Raw genomic sequence first — 22176 nt, 5'->3', positions numbered from 1 at the left:
GAGAACGGCAAAGGCTATGTGGACGGCAAGACCGCTCGATCTCATGTCTCCACTGACCGGGTGCTCAAGGGGACGACTACACCTTGAAAGGGGTGGCCCTGAGAGCCCCCTTTCACGTCAGCCATCGACATCAACCCGCAGCAGACGGGCTTTATCCATCCCCACAGGAGACAGACATGCACCACCGCCCCATTTCTTCGTCCACACCCCGCACCACGCGCCGCGCCGTGCTGCACGCAGCCTTGGGCATCCCCCTGGCCCTGGGCCTGGCGGGCCAGGCCGCCGCACAGACGGCCGCTACCGCGTTCCCGAGCAAGACCATCCGCTTTGTGGTGCCCTACCCGCCCGGCGGCCCCACCGACCTGATGGCCCGCATGCTGCAACCCGAGCTGCAAAGCCGCCTGGGCGTGCCCGTGGTGGTGGACAACAAGGGTGGCGCCGGCGGCAACACTGGCAGCGCCGAGGTGGCCAAGCAGGCACCGGCCGATGGCCACACGCTGCTGCTGGCCGCCAGCGGCCCGATGGCGGTCAACCCCTCTCTGTATGCCAGCATGCCGTTCAACCCGCTGACCGATCTGGCACCAGTGATCCAGCTGTCGGCCTTTCCGCTGGTGCTCGAAGTCCACCCCTCGCTGGGCGTGAAGACACTGGCCGAGTTCCTGGCCCTGGCCAAGGCGGGCAAACCGGTGCTGAGCTATGCATCGGCGGGCAACGGCACGCCGCAGCACCTGGCGGGCGAACTGTTCAACACCACGGCGGGCGTGAAGATGGGGCACATCCCCTACCGGGGCGCAGGCCCCGCGCTCAACGACCTGATTGGCGGACAGGTGAACGTGATGTTCGACATCGTCGGCAGCTCCCTGCCCCACATCCAGGCGGGCAAACTGATTCCGCTGGCCGTCACATCGAGCGAGCGTGCCAAGGTGCTGCCCAACGTGCCCACCATGGCCGAGGCCGGCATTGCGGGTTACCAGATCACGGGCTGGCACGGCATTGCGGTGCGCGCAGGCACCCCGCAGGCCGCCATCGACAAACTCAATGCCACGGTCAATGCGATCTTCAAGGAGCCCGCATTCCGCGCCAAATGGGAAGCCATTGGCACGCCCGTGGTGGGGGGCGCGGCGGCAGACTTTGGCGCGCTGATCAAGGCCGACGCGCAGCGCCTGGGCAAGCTGGTGCGCGATGCAGGCGTGACGGTGGATTGAAAACCGCGCGGCGGGGTGCCCTGGCTCAGTAGCCGCGCGCGGGGTTGACAATGCCTGCCACGGCCTCGCCCCGCTCCAGCGCCGCCATCTTGCACGCGATCTGGGCGATGCTTTCATCGCGCAATGTGCGCGCCGAGGTGTGCGGCGTGACGGTGATGCGGGGGTGCGTCCAGAACGGGTGGCCGGCGGGCAGCGGCTCGGTGCGGAACACATCCAGCGTGGCGCCCGCCACCTGGCCGCTGTCGATGGCGGCCAGCAAATCCTCGTCCACCAGATGCGCTCCGCGCGCCACGTTGATGACGTAGGCGCCGGGCTGCAGCCGGGCCAGCGTGTCCTTGTTGATCACGTCGGTGGTGTCGGGCGTGAGGGGCAGGAGGTTGACCAACACGCGGCTGGCGGCCAGAAAATCGTTGAACTGCTCAGCGCCCGTGAAGGCCCGCACACCCTCGATGGCCTTCGGGCTGCGGCTCCAGCCGTTGATCGGAAAGTCAAACTGCGCCAGCGCCTTGGCCACGCGCTCGCCCAGCACGCCCAGGCCCATCACGCCGACGGGAAAATCGCTGCGCAGGCGGGGCTTGCGATAGCCCCAGCGGCCCGCCTGGGTGTCGGCCTCGTAGCCGTCGAACTCGCGGAAATGGCGGATGACCGCGTGGCACACATACTCGGCCATCTGCACGGCCATGCCCGCGTCGTCCAGGCGCACCACCAGCGCATCAGGAGGCAGGCGCAGCTTGAGCAGGGCATCCACGCCCGCGCCGATGTTGAACAGCGCTTTGAGGCCCGTCTGCTCGTCCATGAACTGCTGGGGCGGCGCCCAGACCACGGCGTAGTCGGCCTGCGGCGCGCCAGGTTGCCACACGGAGATGTCAGCGCCGGGCAGCGCGGCGGCCAGCCCCTGAAGCCAGGGCTCGGCCTTGGTATCGGTACAGCAAAAGGTGATTTTCATGGCGCCCAAGGGTAACGGCATTGCACCCTGCGCGCTGTCACGCACGGGGTGCCCCGATGGGGCTTACGCCTTCTCGGCCACCACCAGCTTGAGCAGCTCTGCCCCTTCGGTCACCTGGTCGCCGGGTGCGTACAGCAGCTCCTGCACCACGCCATCGGCGGGTGCCGCGATGGTGTGCTCCATCTTCATGGCTTCCATCACCGCCAGCGGCTGGCCCTTCGTCACGGCATCGCCCGCCTGCACGGCAAACGACACCACCTTGCCGGGCATGGGGGCCGTGAGGCGCCCGCCCTCGGCCGCTGCCTCGCCCGAATGGGCTAGCAGGTCGATGGCGGTGATCTGCGTGGCGCCCAGCGGGGTGAAGACATGGTCCACCTCGCCCTGCGCATACACGGCGGCGCGCGTGCGCTGGCCGGCAAATTGCAGCTCTACGCCTTGCGCGCCGGCATTGAACGCCAGCGGGCCCGCCACCTGCGCAGCGCCTTCGCCCACGGCCAGATGCAGGCGGCCGCCACGCTCATAGGTCAGCCAGGCCTTGGCGTGCTCGCCACCAAACTCGAACTCAAAGCGGCGCTGCACCACGCCGTGCGTGTGGAAACCATCGCGGCGGCTGAACGGGTCCACGCCTTCGCTGGCGCGCTCGCGCAGCAGGGTTTGCACCACGGCAGCCGCAGCGGCCAGCGGCAGGCCGACGGGCTCCTGGTGGAACAGCACGGCCTGCTCGCGCGGGATGAGCGCGGTGTCGAGCTGGGCCTTGGCAAACGACGCGGTGCGCGCCACGCGGCGCAGGAACTGCACATTGGTCGCCAGGCCCACGATGTGGGTCTGCGCCAGGGCCTCATCGAGCCGCGCCAGCGCCTGTTCGCGCGTGTCGCCGTGCACGATGAGCTTGGCCACCATGGAGTCGTAGAACGGGCTGATGGTGTCGCCCTCGCGCACACCGTCGTCCACACGCACATCGGCGCGCGCAAAGCTGCTGTGCGCCGGCTTGCGGTACACGTGGAGCGTGCCCGTAGCGGGCAGGAACTGGTTGTCAGGGTTCTCGGCGCAGATGCGCGCCTCGATGGCGTGGCCAGTGATGCGCAACTGGTCTTGCTGCAGCGGCAGGGGTTCGCCGGACGCGACGCGCAGCTGCCACTCCACCAGGTCCAGGCCGGTGATCGCCTCGGTCACCGGGTGCTCCACCTGCAGGCGGGTGTTCATTTCCATGAAGTAGAACTTCATCTGCTCGGGGTGCTCGTAGCCGCCGGGTTGCTCGACGATGAACTCCACCGTGCCCGCGCCCACGTAGTGCACGGCGCGCGCGGCGGCCACGGCGGCTTCGCCCATGCGGGCGCGCAATTCGGCGGTCATGCCGGGGGCGGGCGCTTCTTCCAGCACCTTCTGGTGGCGGCGCTGCACCGAGCAGTCGCGCTCGAACAAATAAACGCAATTGCCATGCGTGTCGCCAAACACCTGAATTTCGATGTGGCGCGGGCGCTGCACGTATTTCTCGATCAGCACCGCATCGTCGCCAAAGCTGTTGATGGCTTCGCGCTTGCAGGAGTCGAGCGCCGCCGCAAAGTCCTCGGCCTTGTCCACCGCACGCATGCCCTTGCCACCGCCACCGGCGCTGGCCTTGATGAGCACGGGGTAGCCAATGCGGTCGGCCTCGGCCTGCAGCAGGGCGCGGTCCTGGCTGGCGCCGTGGTAGCCGGGCACCAGGGGCACCTGGGCCTGCTCCATCAGGCGTTTGGACTCGGCCTTCAGGCCCATGGCATTGATGGCGCTGGCAGGCGGGCCGATGAAGACCAGGCCGGCATCGGCGCAGGCCTGGGCGAAGTTTTCGTTCTCGCTCAGGAAGCCGTAACCGGGGTGGATGGCTTGCGCACCAGTGGCTTTGGCGGCCGCCAGAATGACTTCCCAGCGCAGGTAGCTTTCCTTGGGCGCGCTGCCACCAATGTGCACTGCCTCGTCGCAGGCGGCCACATGCTTGGCGCTAGCGTCGGCATCGGAATACACCGCCACGGTTTTCACACCCAGGCGGCGGGCGGTGGCGGCAACTCGGCAGGCAATCTCGCCACGGTTTGCAATGAGGATCTTGTTGAACATGTTTAAGCCACCTTGGCTGAGCCAGAAAAGAAAGAGGAAAGGCGCCGCACCACGGCGTGCAGAAACTTGAACAGCACCACCAGCAGCAGCACCGAAGCGATCACCATCACCACCAGCGCGATGCCGAACGCCACCGGGTACTGCGTGGCCAGCCACACCACGGCCACCACCAGGCCGTCTTCAAAGAACGACAAGCCCCAGTTGGAAAAAGGCTCGGGCGAGGTGTTGGCCGCCGCGCGCGTGGTCATCTTGGTGGCCAGCGCCGTGGCCGAGAGCGAGCCGCCCAGCAGCCCCGCCGCAATCGCCATGGTGGCGTTGTCGGCGCCAAACACACCAAAGGCCAGTGCCGCCCCCGCGGGCACGCGGATGAAGGCGTGCACAGCGTCCCAGGCACTGTCCAGCCAGGGCACCTTGTCGGCAAAGAACTCCACCAGCAGCATGAAGCCGCTGACCATCAGCACCACCGGGTGCTGCAGCATGGCCAGACCGGGCGGCAGGGGCATCCAGCCCAGCAGACCCATCATGCCGACCAGGAACACCACGGCATACAACCGGAACCCGCTGGCCCAGCCCAGCGCGGCGGCGAGCGCCAGCAGGCTGGGCATGTCGAGCCGCGCAGTGGCCGTGGCCGCCGCGTCGCCCACGGCCCGCGCGGTACCGCCATCGACATGCAGCCCCAGCGTGTGGAGCCACTGCACGATGTGGAGCCAGAGGGTGTCCATGATGGTGGTCGCTCGGTACGGGCAATTCAGGCAAGCAGCCAGGATGGCTTGCGCTTGTGGAGGAACGACTGCACGCCCTCCTTGCCCTCGTCGCTTGCGCGAATGTCGGCAATGCCTTCCACCGTGGCGGCGATCAGGCTGGCGTTGATTTCGCGCTCGGCCACCTCCATGACGAGCTGCTTGCACACGCGCACGGCATGGGGGCTGGCGCTGGTCAAGGCCTTGAGCAGTTCGTCCACCTTGGCATCGAGCTGATCAAGCGCCACCACCTCGTGCACAAAGCCGATGCGCAGCGCCTCGGCAGCGCCAAAGCGTTCGGCCGTGAGGAAGTAGCGGTGCGCCGCGCGTGCACCCATGGCGCGGATCACATAGGGGCTGATGGTGGCCGGGATGAGGCCCAGCTTCACCTCGCTGAGGCAAAAGCCCGCCGTGTCCACCGCTACCGCCATGTCGCAGGCGGCCACCAGGCCCATGCCGCCGGCATACACATCGCCCTGCACGCGCGCGATCGTGGGCTTGGGGCACTCGTAGATCACGCGCAGCATTTCTGCGAGCTTGCCCGCGTCGGCAATGTTCTCGTCACGCGTGTAGTCGGCCATGCGGCGCATCCAGTTGAGGTTGGCACCGGCGCAAAAGGCCGGGCCCTCGGCGGCCAGCACCACGGCGCGCACGTCAGCGCGTGCGCCCACCTCGGTGAAGGCGGCAGTGATTTCGGCGATCACCTCGTCGCTGAAAGCGTTGCGCACCTCGGGCTGGGTCAGGGTGATGGTGGCGCGGTAGCCGTCGTAGCGGATAGAAAGGGCAGACATTGGTATTGCCTCCGGCTTACATGCGGAACAGGCCGAACTTCGTATCCTCGATCGGCGCATTGCGCGTGGCCGCAAGGCCCAGCGCCAGCACGCGGCGCGTGTCGGCGGGGTCGATCACGCCGTCGTCCCACAGGCGGGCCGTGGCGTAGTAGGGATGGCCCTGGTCTTCGTACTGGCGGCGGATGGGGGCCTTGAAGGCTTCTTCTTCCTCCATGCTCCACTGCCCCCCCTTGCCCTCGATGCCGTCGCGCTTGACGGTGGCCAGCACGCCGGCCGCCTGCTCGCCACCCATCACGCTGATGCGCGCGTTGGGCCACATCCACAGGAAGCGGGGCGAGTACGCCCGGCCGCACATGCCGTAGTTGCCCGCGCCAAAGCTGCCGCCGATGATGATGGTGAACTTGGGCACGCTGGCCGTGGCCACGGCCGTGACCATCTTGGCGCCGTTGCGGGCGATGCCTTCGTTCTCGTACTTGCGGCCGACCATGAAGCCGGTGATGTTCTGCAAAAACACCAGCGGGATCTTGCGCTGGCAGCACAGTTCGATGAAATGCGTGGCCTTCAGGGCCGACTCGCTGAACAGAATGCCGTTGTTGGCGATGATGCCGACCGCCATGCCCTCGATGCGCGCAAAGCCTGTGACCAGCGTGGTGCCGTAGCGCGCCTTGAACTCATCGAACTCGCTGCCATCGACGATGCGGGCAATGATCTCACGCACATCGAAGGGCTTGCGCGTGTCCACGGGGATCACGCCATACAGTTCTTCTGCTGCAAATACAGGAGCCACTGGCGCTTTATCGGCAGGTGCTGGAGCCTTGTTCTTATTCAGGTTTTGCACGGCGTTGCGCGCCAGCTGCAATGCATGCATGTCGTTTTGCGCCAGATGGTCGGCCACGCCCGACAGGCGCGTGTGCACGTCGCCGCCGCCCAGGTCTTCGGCGCTCACCACCTCGCCCGTGGCGGCCTTCACCAGCGGCGGGCCGCCCAGGAAGATGGTGCCCTGGTTCTTCACGATGATGGACTCGTCGCTCATGGCGGGTACGTAGGCGCCACCGGCCGTGCAGCTGCCCATGACCACCGCAATCTGCGAGATGCCCATGGCGCTCATGTTGGCCTGGTTGAAGAAGATGCGGCCGAAGTGGTCGCGATCCGGGAAGACCTCGTCCTGGTTGGGCAGGTTGGCTCCGCCCGAATCCACCAGGTAGATGCAGGGCAGGTGGTTCTGCTGCGCCACTTCCTGCGCGCGCAGGTGCTTCTTGACGGTGAGCGGGTAGTAGGTGCCGCCCTTCACCGTGGCGTCGTTGCACACGATCATGCAGTCCACGCCACTCACACGGCCGATGCCCGCGATCAGACCCGCGCCGGGGGCGTCGTTGTTGTACATGTTGAGCGCTGCCAGCGGCGCCAGTTCGAGGAACGGCGTGCCCGGGTCCAGCAGCATCTGCACACGCTCGCGCGGCAGCAGCTTGCCCCGGGCCACATGCTTGGCGCGCGCGGCGTCACCGCCACCCTGGGCGACCTTGTCGAGCTGGGCACGCAGGTCATCGACGAAGGCGTGCATGGCGGCGGCATTGGCCTGGAAATCGGCCGAGCGCGGATTGAGTTGGGATTCGAGAATCATGCGGTTTTGCCTTCCTGTAAACCGAGCTCGTCCTTCATGGTGTCTCGGATTTTGAATTTCTGGATCTTGCCGGTCACTGTCATCGGAAAGCCGGTGACGAAACGGATGTAGCGCGGCACCTTGTAATGCGCGATCTGGCCCTTGCAGAAGGCGCGGATGTCGTCCTCGGTGGGGCGGGTGCCGGGCTTGGCGATGATCCAGGCGCACAGCTCCTCGCCGTATTTTTCGTCGGGCACGCCCACCACCTGCACGTCCTGCACCTGCGGGTGGCGGTACAAAAATTCCTCGATCTCGCGCGGGTACAGGTTCTCGCCGCCGCGGATCACCATGTCCTTGATGCGGCCAACGATGTTCACGTAGCCCTCGGCGTCCATCGTGGCCAGGTCGCCCGTGTGCATCCAGCCGCCTTCGTCGATGGCCTCACGGGTCTTGGCCTCGTCGCCCCAGTAGCCATGCATCACCGAATAGCCCTTGGTGCACAGCTCGCCGCGCTCACCGCGCGGCACGACAGCGCCGGTCTCGGGATCGACGATCTTCACCTCCAGGTGCGACTGCACGCGGCCCACGGTGGACACGCGCTTGGCCAGCGGCGTGTCGGCGTCGCTCTGGCAGCTCACGGGGCTGGTCTCGGTCATGCCATAGGCAATGGTGACCTCGGACATGTGCATGTCGGCCTGCACGCGCTTCATGACCTCGATCGGGCAGGGGCTGCCGGCCATGATGCCGGTGCGCAGGCTGGACAGGTCGAACTCGGCAAAGCGCGGATGGTCCAGCTCGGCGATGAACATGGTGGGCACGCCATGCAGGCCGGTGCAGCGCTCGGCCTGTACCGTCTCCAGCACCAGCAAAGGGTCGAAGCCGTCGCTCGGATAGACGATGGTGCTGCCATGCGTGATACAGGCCAGGTTGCCCAGCACCATGCCAAAGCAGTGGTACAGCGGCACGGGAATGCACAGCCGGTCGGCGGGCGTGAGCTTCATGCACTCGCCGATGAAGAAACCGTTGTTCAGGATGTTGCGGTGCGTCAGCGTAGCGCCCTTGGGAAACCCCGTGGTGCCGCTGGTGAACTGGATGTTGATCGGGTCAGTGTTCTTCAGCGCGGCGCCAATGGCATCGATACGTGCGTCGCCCGCATTGCCGCGTGCCATCAGTGCTGAAAAACGCAGCATGCCGGGCTGCTCCTCGCCCAGCCCTGCCACATCGATCCACACCACCGTGCGCAGCGTGGGCAGACGCTTGGCGGCCAGCAGGCCCGGCCGGCACAGCGACAGCTCGGGGGCCAGCTCACGCAACATGCCCAGATAGTCGCTGGTCTTGAAGCTGGGCATGGTGACCAGCGCCTTGCAATCCACCTTGTTCAGCGCGTACTCCACCTCGACCGTTCGATAGGCCGGGTTGATGTTCACAAGGATCAGACCCACCTGCGCCGTGGCCAGCTGCATGAGCACCCATTCGGCGTTGTTGTGCGACCAGATGCCGACGCGGTCACCCTTGTCCAGCCCCAGGCCCAGCAACGCACTGGCCAGTTGGCGCGCCGCCTGGTGCAGCTCGGCGTAGGTGTAACGCAGGCCCTGGTGGCGGCTGACCAACGCCTCCCGCGTGGGCTGGCGCCCTGCCATGGTGGCAAAGAAGTCGCCCAGCGTCTGCTCGATCAAGGGGCTGTCGGTGGCGCCGCGCGCGTGACTGGGCGCGGCCGCCGGGTTGGCGAGGTCCATGTGTCGTCTCCTGGCTGCCGGCAGGGGGAACCCACCGCTGACATCGACCCACAGCATACGCCGCGTGCTGTCGCCGGAGTGACCGCCGTGGGTCAGAATGGTTGCAAATCACGCCACACAGAGACAAACTTTACCCATGTCCAGCACCGCCTCCAGGCCGCCCAACGCACGTACCTCGACGGCTGCCACGCCCATGGCTTTCGTGCAAGCCATCGTGCGCGCCTACGCAGTGCGTGGCATGGACCCGGCAGCGGTGCTGGCCCAGGCGCAAATCACGCCAGAACAAGCCGCCGACCCCACAGACCGCATCACCGCCAGGCAGATGGAGCTGCTGTCCGCCGGTGCCATGCGCGAGCTGGACGACGAGGCGCTGGGCTGGTTCTCGCGCCGCCTGCCCTGGGGCAGCTACGGACTGCTGGCGCGCGCCTCGCTGAGTGCACCCACGCTGGGCCTGGCGCTGGCGCGCTGGTGCCGCCACCATGCGCTGCTGACCAATGACATCGTGCTGCGCCTGGATACCGAGGGCAACCGCGCCCGACTGGCCATTCACGAGCACCGCGACCTGGGCGACCTGCGTGAGTTCTGCCTGGTGACCACGCTGCGCAACGCGCTGGGCGTGTGCAGCTGGTTCATCGACTCGCGCCTGCCCGTGCTGGCGGCCGAATTCCCATTCCCCGCGCCGGCACATGCCCCCGCCTACGCCGTGCTGTTCAGCGGCCCCACGCATTTCGGCGCGTCGCACGCGACCGTACATTTCGACGCGCGCTACCTGGCACTGCCGCTCGCCCGTGACGAGGCAGCCATGCAGCACATGCTGCAGAACGCGCTGCCGCTCATCGTGCACCAGTACCGGCGCGACCGCCTGCTGGTACAGAGCGTGCGCCAGCTGCTGGCCAGCGCGCCCGACACCGCGCACAACGCCACCACGGTGGCCAGCCAGCTGCATGTCTCCACGCGCACCCTGCACCGCCAGCTGCAGGAGGAAGGCACGTCGCTGCAGGCTCTCAAGGACGAGGTGCGCAAGCGCCGCGCCATCGAACTGCTGCACCGCTCCAACCGCCCCATCAAACAGGTGGCCGAGGCGGTGGGCTTTGCCAGCGAGAAGAGCTTCATGCGCGCCTTCAAGGGCTGGACGGGCGCATCGCCCACCGAGTTCCGGCAGCAGGCCGCGCGGCTCGGCAACCGGCAACCGTAGCGGCCGGCCGCTCCGTCTTGCGCCGGATCAAGGCTCTCAGAGCCCGCCTCCCGCGGCGGCGTCACAAACCTGCACACCACTGACCCAATCTGGAACACCCGGGCGATGGGTTGTGACAGGAAACCCATCCACCCCCAGGCAAACGGGTTGGCACGAAGCTTGATTACTCCCCGAACAGCCGAACCATCCACTGCGGCCCACCTCCAGGAAACTCAAATGGACATGTTCGACCCCGAGCGCTTCAACCTCGACCTTGCGCATCCCTATCGCCAGAAGTACGACAACTTCATCGGCGGCAAGTGGGTGGCGCCGGCCGTCGCCCACGCCGCGCAGGCCGACCACCTGTACCCCGCGCGCCCGGCCTTCGACGGCTACAAGAAGTCGGGCATCGGCCGCGAGAACCGCAAGCAGGCGCTGTCGAACTACCAGCCAACCAAGAACCTGCCGGTAAGTTACAACCCAAAGGCGCTGGCTTCTTCTAAACCGTCCGCCACCCGGCCCCAGCCCGTCGCTGAGGGCCGGGTTTTTCTTGGCAGGGCGTGGGGGGACGATTGCAGTCCTGCTTCTCGTTCATCGCAATAAAGCGAGGGATCTTCCATGCATGTCGTCCGTCTCTGCCTCTGCGCCGGCTGGCCCCTGCGCCTGTCCACCGTGGCCAGCCTGATGGCGCTGGCCCAGGGTGCTGCCGCCCAAACCGGTGCCGCGGCGCCCCCTGCCCTGCCCGATGTCACCGTGCGCAGCACGCTGGTGCAGTCGCCCCTGGACTACACGCCGGCCGCAGTCACCATCGTCGATGGCGACCGGCTGCGGGACCGCCAGTGGCAAGTCAACCTGTCCGAAGGCTTGTCCGGCACACCCGGGCTGCTGCTGCAGAACCGCCAGAACTACGCGCAGGACCTGCAGCTGTCGATACGCGGCCACGGCGCGCGCTCCACGTTCGGCGTGCGCGGCGTGCAGATCTTTGTGGATGGCATCCCCTCCACCATGCCCGACGGCCAGGGCCAGACCAGCAACATCGACCTGCAGTCGGTCGAACGCATCGAGGTGCTGCGCGGGCCCTACTCCGCGCTGTACGGCAATGCCTCGGGTGGTGTCATCAACGCCTACACCGAGCGCGGCGAGGGTCGCCCGCGCGTGGACAGCAGCTTCGCCATGGGCAGCAATGGGCAGAAGCGCCTGGGCCTCAAGGCCCAGGGCGAGCAGGGCGGCGTGGGCTACGTGGTCAGCGCCAGCCGCTTCCTGACCGATGGCTTTCGCCCCCAGAGCGCAGCCGACAAGAACCAGTTCAACGCCCGCCTGGACACGGACCCCGGCGACAGCAGCCACCTGATGCTGGTGGCCAACCATGTGAACGTGGATGCGCAGGACCCCGGCGGCGTCACCCCGGCCGACTGGCGGGCCAACCCGCGCGCCACCGCGCAGGGGCCGCTGGACTTCAACACGCGCAAGAACATGCGCCAGACCCAGGTCGGCCTGGCCTACGACTTCCGTGTGGACGCCGCCAACGCGCTGCGCCTCATGGTCTATGCCGGCCAGCGCCACATCACCCAGTACCAGTCCACCCCGGTGGCCGCGCAAAAACCCGCCACCAGCGCCGGCGGCGTGATCGACCTGGGTCGCGACTACGGCGGCATGGATCTGCGCTGGGCGCATGACGCGCAGCTCGCGGATGCCCCCCTGAACCTGGTGCTGGGCCTGGCCGCCAACGTGGTGGAGGAAGACCGCCAGGGCTACAACAACTTCCTGGGCAAGCAGCTGGGGGTGATGGGCGCGCTGCGCCGCGACGAGCGCAACACGCTGAACAACGCCGACCCCTACCTGCAGGCCAGCTGGGCCTTTGCACCGCGCTGGAAGCTCGATGCCGGCCTGCGCTGGAGCAATGTGAAGTTCGTCTCGCGCGACCATTACATCGTCCCCGGCAATGGCGACGACAGCGGCAGCACGCGCTTCCGGCGCTGGCTGCCCATGCTGTCGCTGCAGCATGCGCTGAATGCCGCCACCCAGGTCTATGCCTCGGTCGGCGGCGGCATGGAAACGCCCACGTTCAACGAGATCTCCTACCGCCCCGGCGGCCTGCCTGGCCTGAACTTCGGCCTGCAACCCGCCACCTCCACCAGCGCCGAGATCGGCCTGCGCCAGCGCATCGCCGGCGATGTGCTGCGCGGCCAATGGACGGCGGCGCTGTTCCACACCGACACCAAGAACGAAATCGTCGCCGCCGACAACACCGGCGGGCGCGCCACCTACCGCAATGCCGGGCGCACGCGCCGCCAGGGTGCGGAACTGGCCACCCAGCTGCAGCTGGCGCGCCAGTGGCAGCTCAATGCGGCGCTCACCGTGCTGGACGCCAAGCTGCGCGACGGCATCTGCGACAGCAAGGGCAGCTGCGTGCCCGCGGGCAAGCGCATTGCCGGCACGGCCCGCACCCAGGCCGCCATCGGACTGGACTGGCGCCCCCACGACGACTGGCGCATAGGCGCCGACTGGCGGCACGTCAGCGCCATTGCCGCCAACGACAGCAACAGCGCCCAGGCCCCGGGCTACGGCGTGCTGGCCCTCAGCACGGGCTACACCCGGCAGTGGGGCCCATGGAAGCTCAATGCCTTCGCGCGCATCGACAACCTGGCCGACAAGAAATACGTCGGCTCCGTCATCGTGAACGAGGGCAATGGCCGCTACTACGAGGCCGCGCCCGGGCGGCAATGGATGGCGGGCATGAGCCTGGGCTACCAGTTCTGACCCATCCCGATCGCGGTTACGGCTCTCTTTTTCATAGTCTCCAGCGCTTTTTACACAAGGGCTGGAGGCTATTTTTCCTTGTATCGACAAGGGCCGCAGAGACGACACCCTCCGCAAGGGCAGGGCCGCGCAGCCATGGCGCCACCCCACCACTGGCAAACTTCTTGCTTTCCATAGGGGACATTGCCAGTTGTCAAGCATTCACATGCCCAGGACAATTTGCGGCCATGCCAATGCAAATGCCTGCGCGCATGCCTGGCGAACAGTGCGATACAACAAAGCTTCCGGGCCAACAGATGTCCCGGGGTCAGGAGACAAAATGGAAACCAGGCTGGTCGGGCAAGCCAATGTGGCGCCTGAGCAGGATGCCGTCGCACTGATCGACCAGGCACACCTGCGCTCCAAGGCCTTCGGCATCGCGTCTGACGACCGGCCCGATTATTCGGGCCTGGCGGCCAGCCACCTGAAGGGGGCCCTGGAGGAAAACCGCTTTCTCTTCCAGCATGCCGTGCCGGTCATGGAAACGCTGTACGGCCAGATCGCCAACACCCACAGCATGGTGCTGCTGACATCGGCCCAGGGCATGGTGCTGCACTCCATGGGCGACAACGACTTCCTGGAGAAAGCCGACCGCGTGGCCCTGGTGCCGGGCATGGACTGGAGCGAGCAGACCAGGGGCACGAACGCCGTCGGCACGGCCCTCGCGACGCAGCACGCCGTCACGGTGCACGGCGACCAGCACTACATGAACGCCAACCATGCGCTGACCTGCTCGTGCGCGCCAATTCTCGACCCCTACGGGCAGATCGTCGGCGCGCTGGACGTGTCCGGTGACCACCGCAGCTACCACCAGCACACGCTGGCGCTGGTGCGCATGTCGGCGCAGATGATCGAGAACCACATGTTCGCGAGCAGCTTCCCCAAGGCCGTGCGCGTGCATTTCCATTCCCGCCCTGAATTCCTGGGCACGCTGGTCGAGGGCATCGCGGCCTTCACACCCGAGGGACGTTTCGTCTCGGCCAACCGCAGCGCGCAGTTCCAGCTCGGCATGTCGTTCGTCGGCCTGCAGGCGCACACCTTCCCCTCGCTCTTCAACCTGCCGATATCGGCCTTGTTCGAGCTTTTCGGCAGTCCCAACGCGGCACCGCGCCAGCTGTGCCTGCACAACGGCGTCACGGTCTGGTGCCGCACCGAGGTCAAGCCCTCCGGCCCCTGGGCCACACCCATCGTCTCGCCACTGGCCGACAGCGGCACGCCGGCGGCGCGCAGCAGCTGCGGCAACGGCAATGCGGCGCGCACGACACAGCTGTCGTCCCTGCAATACCTGGACACGGGCGATGCGCAGCTGTCGGGCGTCATCGCCAAGCTGCGCAAGGTGGTCGACCGCGACATTCCCGTGATGATCCTGGGCGAGACCGGCACCGGCAAGGACCTGCTGGCACAGGCCATACACCACGACTCGGCCCGCGCACGCCAGCCCTTCGTGGCCGTCAACTGCGCCTCCATCCCCGACACGCTGATCGAGGCCGAGCTCTTCGGCTACGAGGAGGGAGCCTTCACCGGCGCGCGCAAGAAGGGCGCGCCGGGCAAGATCCAGCAGGCCCATGGCGGCACGCTGTTCCTCGACGAAATCGGCGACATGCCCAAGCACCTGCAGGCGCGCCTGCTGCGTGTGCTGCAGGAACGCAAGGTGAGTCCCCTGGGGGCCGGCAAGGAGGTGGAGGTCGATGTCACCGTCATCAGCGCCACGCACAAGAACCTCAAGGAGCTGATCGCGCGCGGCGACTTCCGCGAGGACCTGTACTACCGCTTGAACGGCCTGGTCGTGCGCCTGCCGGCGCTGCGCGAGCGCAGCGACTTCGAGGTCGTGGTGAAGAAGGTGCTGCACGCGCTCGATGGCGGCGTGGACATCGCCATCGCCCCCGAGGTAATGGAACTGCTGCAGGCCTACCACTGGCCCGGCAATGTGCGCCAGCTACACAACCTGCTGCGCACGGCGACCGTGATGGTGGACGACGACGGCATCATCCGTCTGGCGCACCTGCCCGACGACTTCCTCGACGAGCTGCGCGCGCCCCTGCGTCCCGTGGCCATTCCCCTGCCGGCGGAGGAACCTCCGCTCGTGCCCTGCGTGGGCGCGCCGCCGGCCCCCGCCGCCGATGACCCCGGCGAAGACAACCAAAGCCTGCAGGACGTGACCATCAACGCCATGGCACAGATGTTGCGGCTGCACAAGGGCAATGTGTCGGCAGCGGCCAAGGCGCTCGGTGTTTCACGCAACACCATCTACCGCAAGAAGAACCTGCTGCCGCCCGATCTACTTGATTAGGGCCTGTTAGCAGGCCCAAGCGACAGGAGGTTTCTTCCATGCAGCAGTCCCGCTACGACCGTTTTTCCGTCCTCCTGCACTGGCTCATGGCCACGCTGATCCTGGGGCAGATCGCCCTGGGCCTGTGGATGATCGGACTGCCCAAGGACAGCAGCGGCCTGCGTGCGGCCTGGTTCAACGTGCACAAGTCATGGGGCATGGTGCTGGGCCTGCTCATCGTGCTGCGCCTGACCTGGGCACTGCTGCGCCCGCGCGTGGCCGCCTTGCCGCAGGCGCGCCACCTGCAGCTGGCGGCCAGTGCTGCGCATGGGTTGCTGTACCTGCTGATGCTGGTGCTGCCGCTGTCGGGCTTTCTGGGTTCGGTGTTTTCCGGCTACCCGATACGCTTTTTCGGCATGCAACTGCCCAAGATCACCGAGCGCTGGGACGGCGCCAAGGAACTGCTCAGCGGCGTGCACCAGGTGTCGGCGGTAGCCCTGATACTGCTCATCGCACTGCATGCACTGGCCTTCCTGTACCACCAGCTCGTCATGAAGGAACCGCTGCTGCAGCGCATGCGCTGGGCTCGCTCCGTTGCTCCAAATTGACACAAGCGCTGTGACACCCGCAATGGTGCCGGCAGCGACCCCCACAACAACACCGGAGACATTCCCATGGCAGGCACAGCCCCCAAGCCACACCATCCACTGCACCGCAAACGCCCGCTTTCCTGGGCCCTGGCGGCACTGGTCTGCCTGGCATCCATCCCTGCAGCACAGGCCACGGGCGTGCCCGACAGGGTCTATGTGTCCAACGAGAAAGACCACCGGCTGCAGGTGTTCAACACCCGGGGCGACCGCCTGGGCGAGATAGCGGTCTGCCAGCGCCCGCGCCACATGATGTTCCTGCCCGGGCATGCCCAGATCATCGTCAGCTGCGGCGACAGCGACCAGCTGGGCATCGTCGATGTGACGGCGGGCAGGCTCGTCGCCACCGTGCCCGTGGGCGAGAGCCCGGAGATCTTCGACCTCAGCCCCGATGGCAAGACCGCTTACGTGTCGATCGAGGACGACAACGTGCTCGCCGCCTACGACATCGCCGGCAAGAAGCCCCTGTTCCAGGTGCAAACCGGCAAGGAGCCCGAGGGCGTGCTGGTCACGGCCGATGGCCAATTTGCCTACGTCACCTCCGAGGCCGCCGACGCGGTGCACCTCATCGACCTGGCGCAGCACAAGGTCGTGAAGACCATCAAGACCGGCAAGCGCCCGCGCCGCCTGGCGCTGCTGGCTGCCGCCAATGAACTCTGGGTGACCAATGAGCTGGAGGCCTCGGTGGCCGTGATCGACACCACCAGCCAGCAGGTCAAGCACAAGATCGCCTTCAACGTGCCGGGCGTGCCCACGACCGACATCACCCCCGTGGGCATGGCCATCAGCCCCGACGGTGCCAGTGTCTGGGTGGGCCTGGGCCGCGCCAACCGCGTGGCGCGCGTGAACGCCGCCGACAAGACCGTCACGCACCAGGTTCCCGTGGGCCGGCGCGCCTGGGGCCTGGCCATGCATCCGGATGGCAAGACGCTGTACGTGGCCAACGGCCTGTCGGACGAGCTGACGCTGATCGACACGATCGCCGCCAAGCCGCTACGCACCGTAGCCACGGGGCGTACGCCCTCCAGCGTGCTGGTCGAACCATGAGGAATCCGCCCCCACGCTCCGCCGCCGCGCGGGTCGCTGCCCCCGAGGGGGCCGCTTTTCATCTTGGGGCGGCCCGGCGATGAGAAATACGCCCCCACGCTCCCCACTACGTGTGGTCGCTGCCCCCCGAGGGGGCCGCTTTTCATCTTGGGGCGGCCCGGCGATGAAAAAACCTCTACAGCTTCTGGCAGCCTGCACCGTGCTGGCCTGCTGCCTGCCGCTGCAGGCCGCTGCCACGCGCAAGGTGACGCTGGCCGTGATCTCCATGGCCGACGACGCACGCTATGCCAAGCGTCGCCTGGAGCTGGCCTACCCCAACCAGCCCCAGGGCCGCGCCCTGCAGGGCGTGGAGCTGGCGGTGGAAGACACGGCGTTGGAGCTGCAGGACGCCGGCGTGGAACTGAGCGTGCGCGACCTGGTGCTGCCCAGTGCCGCCGACCTGCCCCGGGCACTGCAGGAGCTCAAGGCAGCCCAGGTCGTGCATATCGTGGCCGATCTGCCCGAAGCGCCGCTGCGCGCGCTGGTGCGCAGCGGCCCCGCCATGCTGGGCGACGTGATGGTCTTCAATGCCAGCCTGCCCGAGGACAGCCTGCGCGCCGAAGGCTGCGCCCCGCACCTGCTGCACACCCTGCCCAGCCAACAGATGGAGGCGGACGCCCTCGCGCAGTTCCTGGCCGTGCGCCAGTGGCGCAAGCTGCTGGTGCTGCGGGGCACGCAGCCGGCCGATGCACCGCTGGCAGCGGCCTGGGCGCGCGCGCTGCCGCGCCATGGCCTGGAGGCCGTGCAGACCAGGGCCTTCAAGCTCAGCGGCGAAGCGAATGAACGCGACCTGGCCAATGTGCGCAAGCTCAGCAGCGAGCCCGGCTACGACGTGGTCGCCGTGCTCGACAGCGATGGCGAATTTGCCCGTGGCGTGCCCTATGCCACGCAATGGCCACGCCCGGTGGTCGGCGCGGCCGGCCTGGTGGCGCAGGCCTGGCACCCGCAGTGGCAGCGCTATGGCGGGTCGCAGCTCAACCGGCGCTTCGCCAAGCTCGCGCAGCGCCCCATGCAGGGCCAGGACTGGGCCGCCTGGATGGCGGGCAAGGCCGTGGTTGCCGCATTGGTCGACGCGCCCCAGTCCAGCGTGGCGCAGCAGTTGCAAAGACTGCGCAGCGGCGCGGTGGCGCTCGATGGCTTCAAGGGCCAGCGCCTGACATTCCGCCCCTGGGACGGGCAATTGCGCCAACCCGTCCTCCTGTCCCATGGCGACGCCGTGGCCGCCATGGCGCCGCTGGGCGAATGGCTGCGTGCCGGCGAGGCGCTGGACACCCTGGGCATGGATGCGGCCCAGAGCAGCTGCAGGAATTAAGCAAGAAACGGCTTCAGCCCTTGCGCATCCAGCGCAAGCAGCTATGAAAATTGAAGGGCATTCACCATGGCGAACCGCCGCAACGTACTGCTGACAGGGTTGTGGGGCATGGTGGCCCTGCCTTCCCAGGCCACTGAAGACCCCACGGGGGGCGACCCCTTGGGGTCCATGCAATGGCCGGATTTGCGCAAGACATACCTGGGCAATGCGCAGGCGCGGTTCACCGACAAGGTCCTCGTGCGCGCCCCCGCCTTTGCCGACGACGCGCTCAACGTCCCGCTGCAGATCGACGCCCGTGCGCTGCAGGCACAGGGCGGTGGCATTGCCCGAATGATCGTCATTGCCGACCGCAACCCCATCCGTGAAGTACTGACCTTCGAGCCGCTGCGCGCGCTGCCGCTGCTGGCGTTTCGCATCCGGCTGGAGCAGGCCTCGCCGATCCGCTGCCTGGTGCAGACGCACGATGGGCAATGGCATGCGGGCGGGGTCATGGTGCAGGCTGCGGGCGGTGGTTGCACCGTGCCGGGCGTGACACGCGCCGACGGCTCCTGGAGCCAGACGCTCAACCAGGTGCAGGCCCGCTTTTTCACCAACCTCGCCGACGCCAGCCGGCGCCTGCGCCTGCAGGTCATGCACCCCATGGATACCGGCCTCGTGGCGGGCATACCGGCGTTCTACATCGAGCAGCTGGAGCTGCGCGATGCCGGCGACCAGCCCTGGTGGCGGTTGGCGCTGCACGAGCCGGTGTCGGAAAACCCGCTCATCACGCTGGAGATGCCCGCGCAAGGCCCGCGCGAGTTCCGCCTCGTCGGCCAGGACAACAACGGCAACCGCATCGATGCCGGGGTGCGGGCATGAAAGCGTGGAGCATCCTCGCCATTGCGCTGGCCTGCTGCACGGCGGCCGTGGCGCAAGGCACCCGCCAGGCACCCGACCAGACCCGGCTGGACTACCGCCTGCAGCCGCGCCAGATCGCCGCCGACACCTGGGTGATCGAGGGCGCGGTGGCCGACTTCCTGCCCGCCAACGGCTGCAACATCATCAACACCGCGTTCATCGCCACCGGCGATGGGGTCGTCGTCGTCAACACCGGGCCCTCGCGCCTGTACGGGGAGCAGCAGCGCCGGGCCATTGCGGCCGTCACGCCGCAGCCCGTGCGCATGGTGCTCAACCTCAACCTGCACCCCGACTATTTCTTCGGCAATCAGGCCTGGGGCGGCGTTGCCACACAGGCCCTGGCGGGCAGCATCGCGGGCATGCGTGCCGAGGGCGGGGGCTACGCCGACAACCTGTACCGCCTGTGCGGCGACTGGATGAAGGGCACCGAGCCGACGCCCGCGCGCGAGGCGCTGGAGCCCAAGGCTTTCACCCTGGGCACGCACCGCCTGGAGCTGCGCCGCCTGCAAGGCCACACGCAGGACGACCTGGTGCTGCTGGACGCTACCAGCGGTGTGCTGTTTGCCGGCGGCCTGGTGTTTGCCGAGCGCGTACCCACCACCCCGCACGCCCATTTCGCCCAATGGCTGCAAAGCCTGGCGACCCTGGAGCAATGGCGCCAGCAGGGCCAGTTCAAGCTGCTGGTGCCCAGCCATGGCCCCGTGGACAGGGGCTTGCAGGGCATCGCCCAGACGCGCGACTGGCTGCAATGGCTCACGGCCCTGCTGGAGGGCAGCGCCCCGCAAGGGGTGGACTTGAGTGAACTGCTGCACACACCCATACCCAGCCGATTCGCCAGCTGGGCGGCGCAGCCGGCCGAACTGCAGCGCAGCCTGGTGCAGTGGTACCCCGCCTATGAACGGAGGGCGCTGACGCGGCCACCACAGTGAATGCGCCGAGCGCATGTTGCCTTTTGGAGCAACCTGTTCACAGGGACTTGCTCCACGAAACAACGCCTGCCCGCAGCCTGCCCCGGGGCTGCCCTGCGCAGGCCGCGCGGCGCGGCGCCTGCCTCTGTGGCATGGATATTGCGCATCTTTCATCGCCAAGGGTTCACGTCCAAGCCTGGGCGTGGCGCACTGACATGGCTTTTCCCACAACACAGGAGACAAACGATGAAACGCACGCTATTGAGTTTGCTGGTGATGCTCGCGGCCGGCCAGGCCGGCGCGGTCGTGACCGACAAGATGATCCATGACGACGCGAACACGCCGGACGACGTGTTGTCCTGGGGCCTGGGGACGCAGGGACAGCGCTTTTCCGCCCTCACCGGCATCAATGAAGGCAACGTCAACCGGCTGACGCCCGTCTGGGCCATGTCCTTCGGCGGCGAGAAGCAGCGCGGCCAGGAAAGCCAGCCGCTGGTGCACAACGGCAAGATGTTCGTCACCGCCTCGTACTCGCGCATCTTTGCGCTCGATTCCAAAACTGGCAAGAAGCTCTGGAAGTACGAGCACCGCCTGCCCGAGGGCATCATGCCCTGCTGCGACGTGGTCAACCGCGGCGCCGCGCTGTACGACAACCTGGTGATCTTCGGCACGCTCGATGCGCAGCTGGTGGCGCTGAACCAGGACACGGGCAAGGTGGTGTGGCGCGAGAAGATCGATGACTACCAGGCAGGCTACAGCTACACCGCCGCGCCGCTGGTGGTCGACGGCATGGTGATCACCGGCAACTCCGGTGGCGAGTTCGGCGTGGTCGGCCGCGTCGATGCGCGCGACGCCAAGACCGGCAAGCTGCTGTGGACCCGCCCCACCGTCGAAGGCCATATGGGCTACAAGGACGGCAAGGAAAACGGCATCACCGGCACGCTCAATGCCACCTGGCCGGGCGAGACCTGGAAGACCGGCGGCGCCTCCACCTGGCTGGGCGGCAGCTACGACCCCAAGACGGGCCTGGCCTACATCGGCACCAGCAACCCCGGCCCCTGGAACAGCCATGTGCGCAAGGGCGACAACCTGTACTCCGCCTCCACCCTGGCGCTGGACGTGAAGACCGGCAAGATCGTCTGGCACTACCAGTCCACGCCCAACGACGGCTGGGACTTCGACGGCGTGAACGAGTTCATCACCTTCGACATGGATGGCAAGCGCGTGGGTGCCAAGGCCGACCGCAATGGCTTCTTTTACGTGATGGACGCGGCCAACGGCAAGCTGCTCAACGCTTTCCCCTTCGTGAAGAAGATCACCTGGGCCACGGACATCGACCTGAAGACGGGCCGCCCCAATTTCGTGGCCGAAAACCGCCCCGGCGACCCCACGGCCCAGGATGCCGATGGCAAGAAGGGCAAGTCGGTCTTTGCCGCCCCCGGCTTCCTGGGCGGCAAGAACCAGATGCCCATGGCCTACAGCCCCAAGACCGGCCTGTTCTACGTGCCCACCAACGAATGGGGCATGGAAATCTGGAACGAGCCCATCACCTACAAGAAGGGCGCGGCCTACCTGGGCGCGGGCTTCACGATCAAGCCGCTGTTCGACGACCACATTGGCGCGCTGCGCGCCATCGACCCCAAGACCGGCAAGGTGGCCTGGGAGGTGAAGAACGAGGCGCCGCTGTGGGGCGGCGTGCTGGTGGCCGGCGATCTGGTGTTCTGGGGCACGCCCGAGGGCTACCTCAAGGCTGCCGATGCCAAGAGCGGCAAGGTGGTGTGGCAGTTCCAGACCGGCTCGGGCGTGGTGGCCCCGCCCATCACCTGGACGCAGGACGGCGAGCAGTACCTGAGCGTGGTCTCCGGCTGGGGCGGTGCGGTGCCGCTGTGGGGCGGTGAGGTGGCCAAGAAGGTCAACTTCCTGGAGCAGGGCGGCTCGGTCTGGACCTTCAAGATCATGAAGTGACGGGTCTTTG

Annotated in this window: 17 protein-coding genes; 11 read left to right on the top strand and 6 right to left on the bottom strand. The window is 67.3% G+C overall.

The window, feature by feature from the left end; genetic code table 11:
* The first annotated feature begins 176 nt into the window (after positions 1-176).
* Positions 177-1205: a Bug family tripartite tricarboxylate transporter substrate binding protein gene (locus tag BLW02_RS16475; RefSeq protein WP_092700387.1), complete on the top strand. Its 1029-nt coding sequence runs from the start codon at positions 177-179 to the stop codon at positions 1203-1205.
* 25 nt (positions 1206-1230) lie between these two features.
* On the opposite strand, the gene BLW02_RS16470 is transcribed toward BLW02_RS16475, so the two are convergent.
* From BLW02_RS16470 to BLW02_RS16445, 6 genes are all read right to left on the bottom strand, one after another.
* Complete coding sequence (locus BLW02_RS16470; protein ID WP_092700384.1) at positions 1231-2151, bottom strand: 2-hydroxyacid dehydrogenase; 921 nt, start codon at positions 2149-2151, stop codon at positions 1231-1233.
* A gap of 63 nt (positions 2152-2214) precedes the next feature.
* The gene (locus tag BLW02_RS16465; RefSeq protein WP_092700381.1) at positions 2215-4242 is read right to left on the bottom strand and encodes an acetyl-CoA carboxylase biotin carboxylase subunit; all 2028 of its coding nucleotides are present in this window, start codon (positions 4240-4242) and stop codon (positions 2215-2217) included.
* Between the two features lie 2 nt (positions 4243-4244).
* Positions 4245-4964 carry a DUF4126 domain-containing protein gene (locus tag BLW02_RS16460; RefSeq protein WP_092700378.1) on the bottom strand — a complete coding sequence of 240 codons (720 nt, stop codon included), beginning with the start codon at positions 4962-4964 and terminating at the stop codon, positions 4245-4247.
* Between the two features lie 26 nt (positions 4965-4990).
* The gene (locus tag BLW02_RS16455; RefSeq protein WP_092700375.1) at positions 4991-5773 is read right to left on the bottom strand and encodes an enoyl-CoA hydratase/isomerase family protein; all 783 of its coding nucleotides are present in this window, start codon (positions 5771-5773) and stop codon (positions 4991-4993) included.
* 16 nt (positions 5774-5789) lie between these two features.
* Positions 5790-7394, bottom strand: coding sequence for a carboxyl transferase domain-containing protein (locus BLW02_RS16450; protein ID WP_092700371.1), 1605 nt, complete (start codon positions 7392-7394; stop codon positions 5790-5792).
* On the bottom strand, positions 7391-9109 hold the full coding sequence (locus BLW02_RS16445) for an AMP-binding protein (RefSeq protein ID WP_092700368.1): 1719 nt from the start codon (positions 9107-9109) through the stop codon (positions 7391-7393). Before BLW02_RS16445 ends, BLW02_RS16450 begins: the two co-directional genes overlap by 4 nt.
* 136 nt (positions 9110-9245) lie before the next feature.
* Here BLW02_RS16445 and BLW02_RS16440 point away from each other — a divergent pair, with 136 nt between their 5' ends.
* The 10 genes from BLW02_RS16440 (at position 9246) to BLW02_RS16395 (ending at position 22166) form a co-directional block, all read left to right on the top strand.
* Positions 9246-10304 (top strand): AraC family transcriptional regulator, encoded by a 1059-nt coding sequence (locus BLW02_RS16440; RefSeq protein ID WP_244273730.1) that lies wholly within the window; start codon positions 9246-9248, stop codon positions 10302-10304.
* Positions 10305-10520: 216 nt separating this feature from the next.
* Positions 10521-10886 (top strand): hypothetical protein, encoded by a 366-nt coding sequence (locus BLW02_RS16435; protein ID WP_092700362.1) that lies wholly within the window; start codon positions 10521-10523, stop codon positions 10884-10886.
* An 81-nt stretch (positions 10887-10967) separates the two neighbouring features.
* Positions 10968-13043, top strand: coding sequence for a TonB-dependent receptor domain-containing protein (locus BLW02_RS16430; RefSeq protein WP_425285671.1), 2076 nt, complete (start codon positions 10968-10970; stop codon positions 13041-13043).
* Positions 13044-13362: 319 nt separating this feature from the next.
* On the top strand, positions 13363-15372 hold the full coding sequence (locus tag BLW02_RS16425) for a sigma-54-dependent Fis family transcriptional regulator (RefSeq protein ID WP_092700356.1): 2010 nt from the start codon (positions 13363-13365) through the stop codon (positions 15370-15372).
* 38 nt (positions 15373-15410) lie between these two features.
* Positions 15411-15959 carry a cytochrome b gene (locus tag BLW02_RS16420; RefSeq protein ID WP_092700353.1) on the top strand — a complete coding sequence of 183 codons (549 nt, stop codon included), beginning with the start codon at positions 15411-15413 and terminating at the stop codon, positions 15957-15959.
* Positions 15960-16025: 66 nt separating this feature from the next.
* Positions 16026-17045, top strand: coding sequence for a YVTN family beta-propeller repeat protein (locus tag BLW02_RS16415; protein WP_092700351.1), 1020 nt, complete (start codon positions 16026-16028; stop codon positions 17043-17045).
* A gap of 163 nt (positions 17046-17208) precedes the next feature.
* A complete protein-coding gene (locus tag BLW02_RS16410) occupies positions 17209-18396 on the top strand; it encodes a type 1 periplasmic-binding domain-containing protein (RefSeq protein ID WP_244273729.1) in 1188 nt (395 codons plus the stop codon).
* A 66-nt stretch (positions 18397-18462) separates the two neighbouring features.
* Positions 18463-19254 carry a quinoprotein dehydrogenase-associated SoxYZ-like carrier gene (locus BLW02_RS16405; RefSeq protein ID WP_092700348.1) on the top strand — a complete coding sequence of 264 codons (792 nt, stop codon included), beginning with the start codon at positions 18463-18465 and terminating at the stop codon, positions 19252-19254.
* Positions 19251-20222, top strand: a complete 972-nt coding sequence (locus tag BLW02_RS16400) for a quinoprotein relay system zinc metallohydrolase 1 (protein ID WP_092700345.1) — start codon at positions 19251-19253, stop codon at positions 20220-20222. Before BLW02_RS16405 ends, BLW02_RS16400 begins: the two co-directional genes overlap by 4 nt.
* A gap of 225 nt (positions 20223-20447) precedes the next feature.
* The gene (locus BLW02_RS16395; protein WP_092700342.1) at positions 20448-22166 is read left to right on the top strand and encodes a PQQ-dependent methanol/ethanol family dehydrogenase; all 1719 of its coding nucleotides are present in this window, start codon (positions 20448-20450) and stop codon (positions 22164-22166) included.
* Positions 22167-22176 lie beyond the last annotated feature (10 nt).

The organism is Acidovorax soli, from assembly GCF_900107605.1.
In the GTDB taxonomy this organism is placed as follows: Bacteria; Pseudomonadota; Gammaproteobacteria; order Burkholderiales; family Burkholderiaceae_C; genus Acidovorax; species Acidovorax soli.
This window is presented reverse-complemented; position numbering and strand designations above follow the sequence as displayed.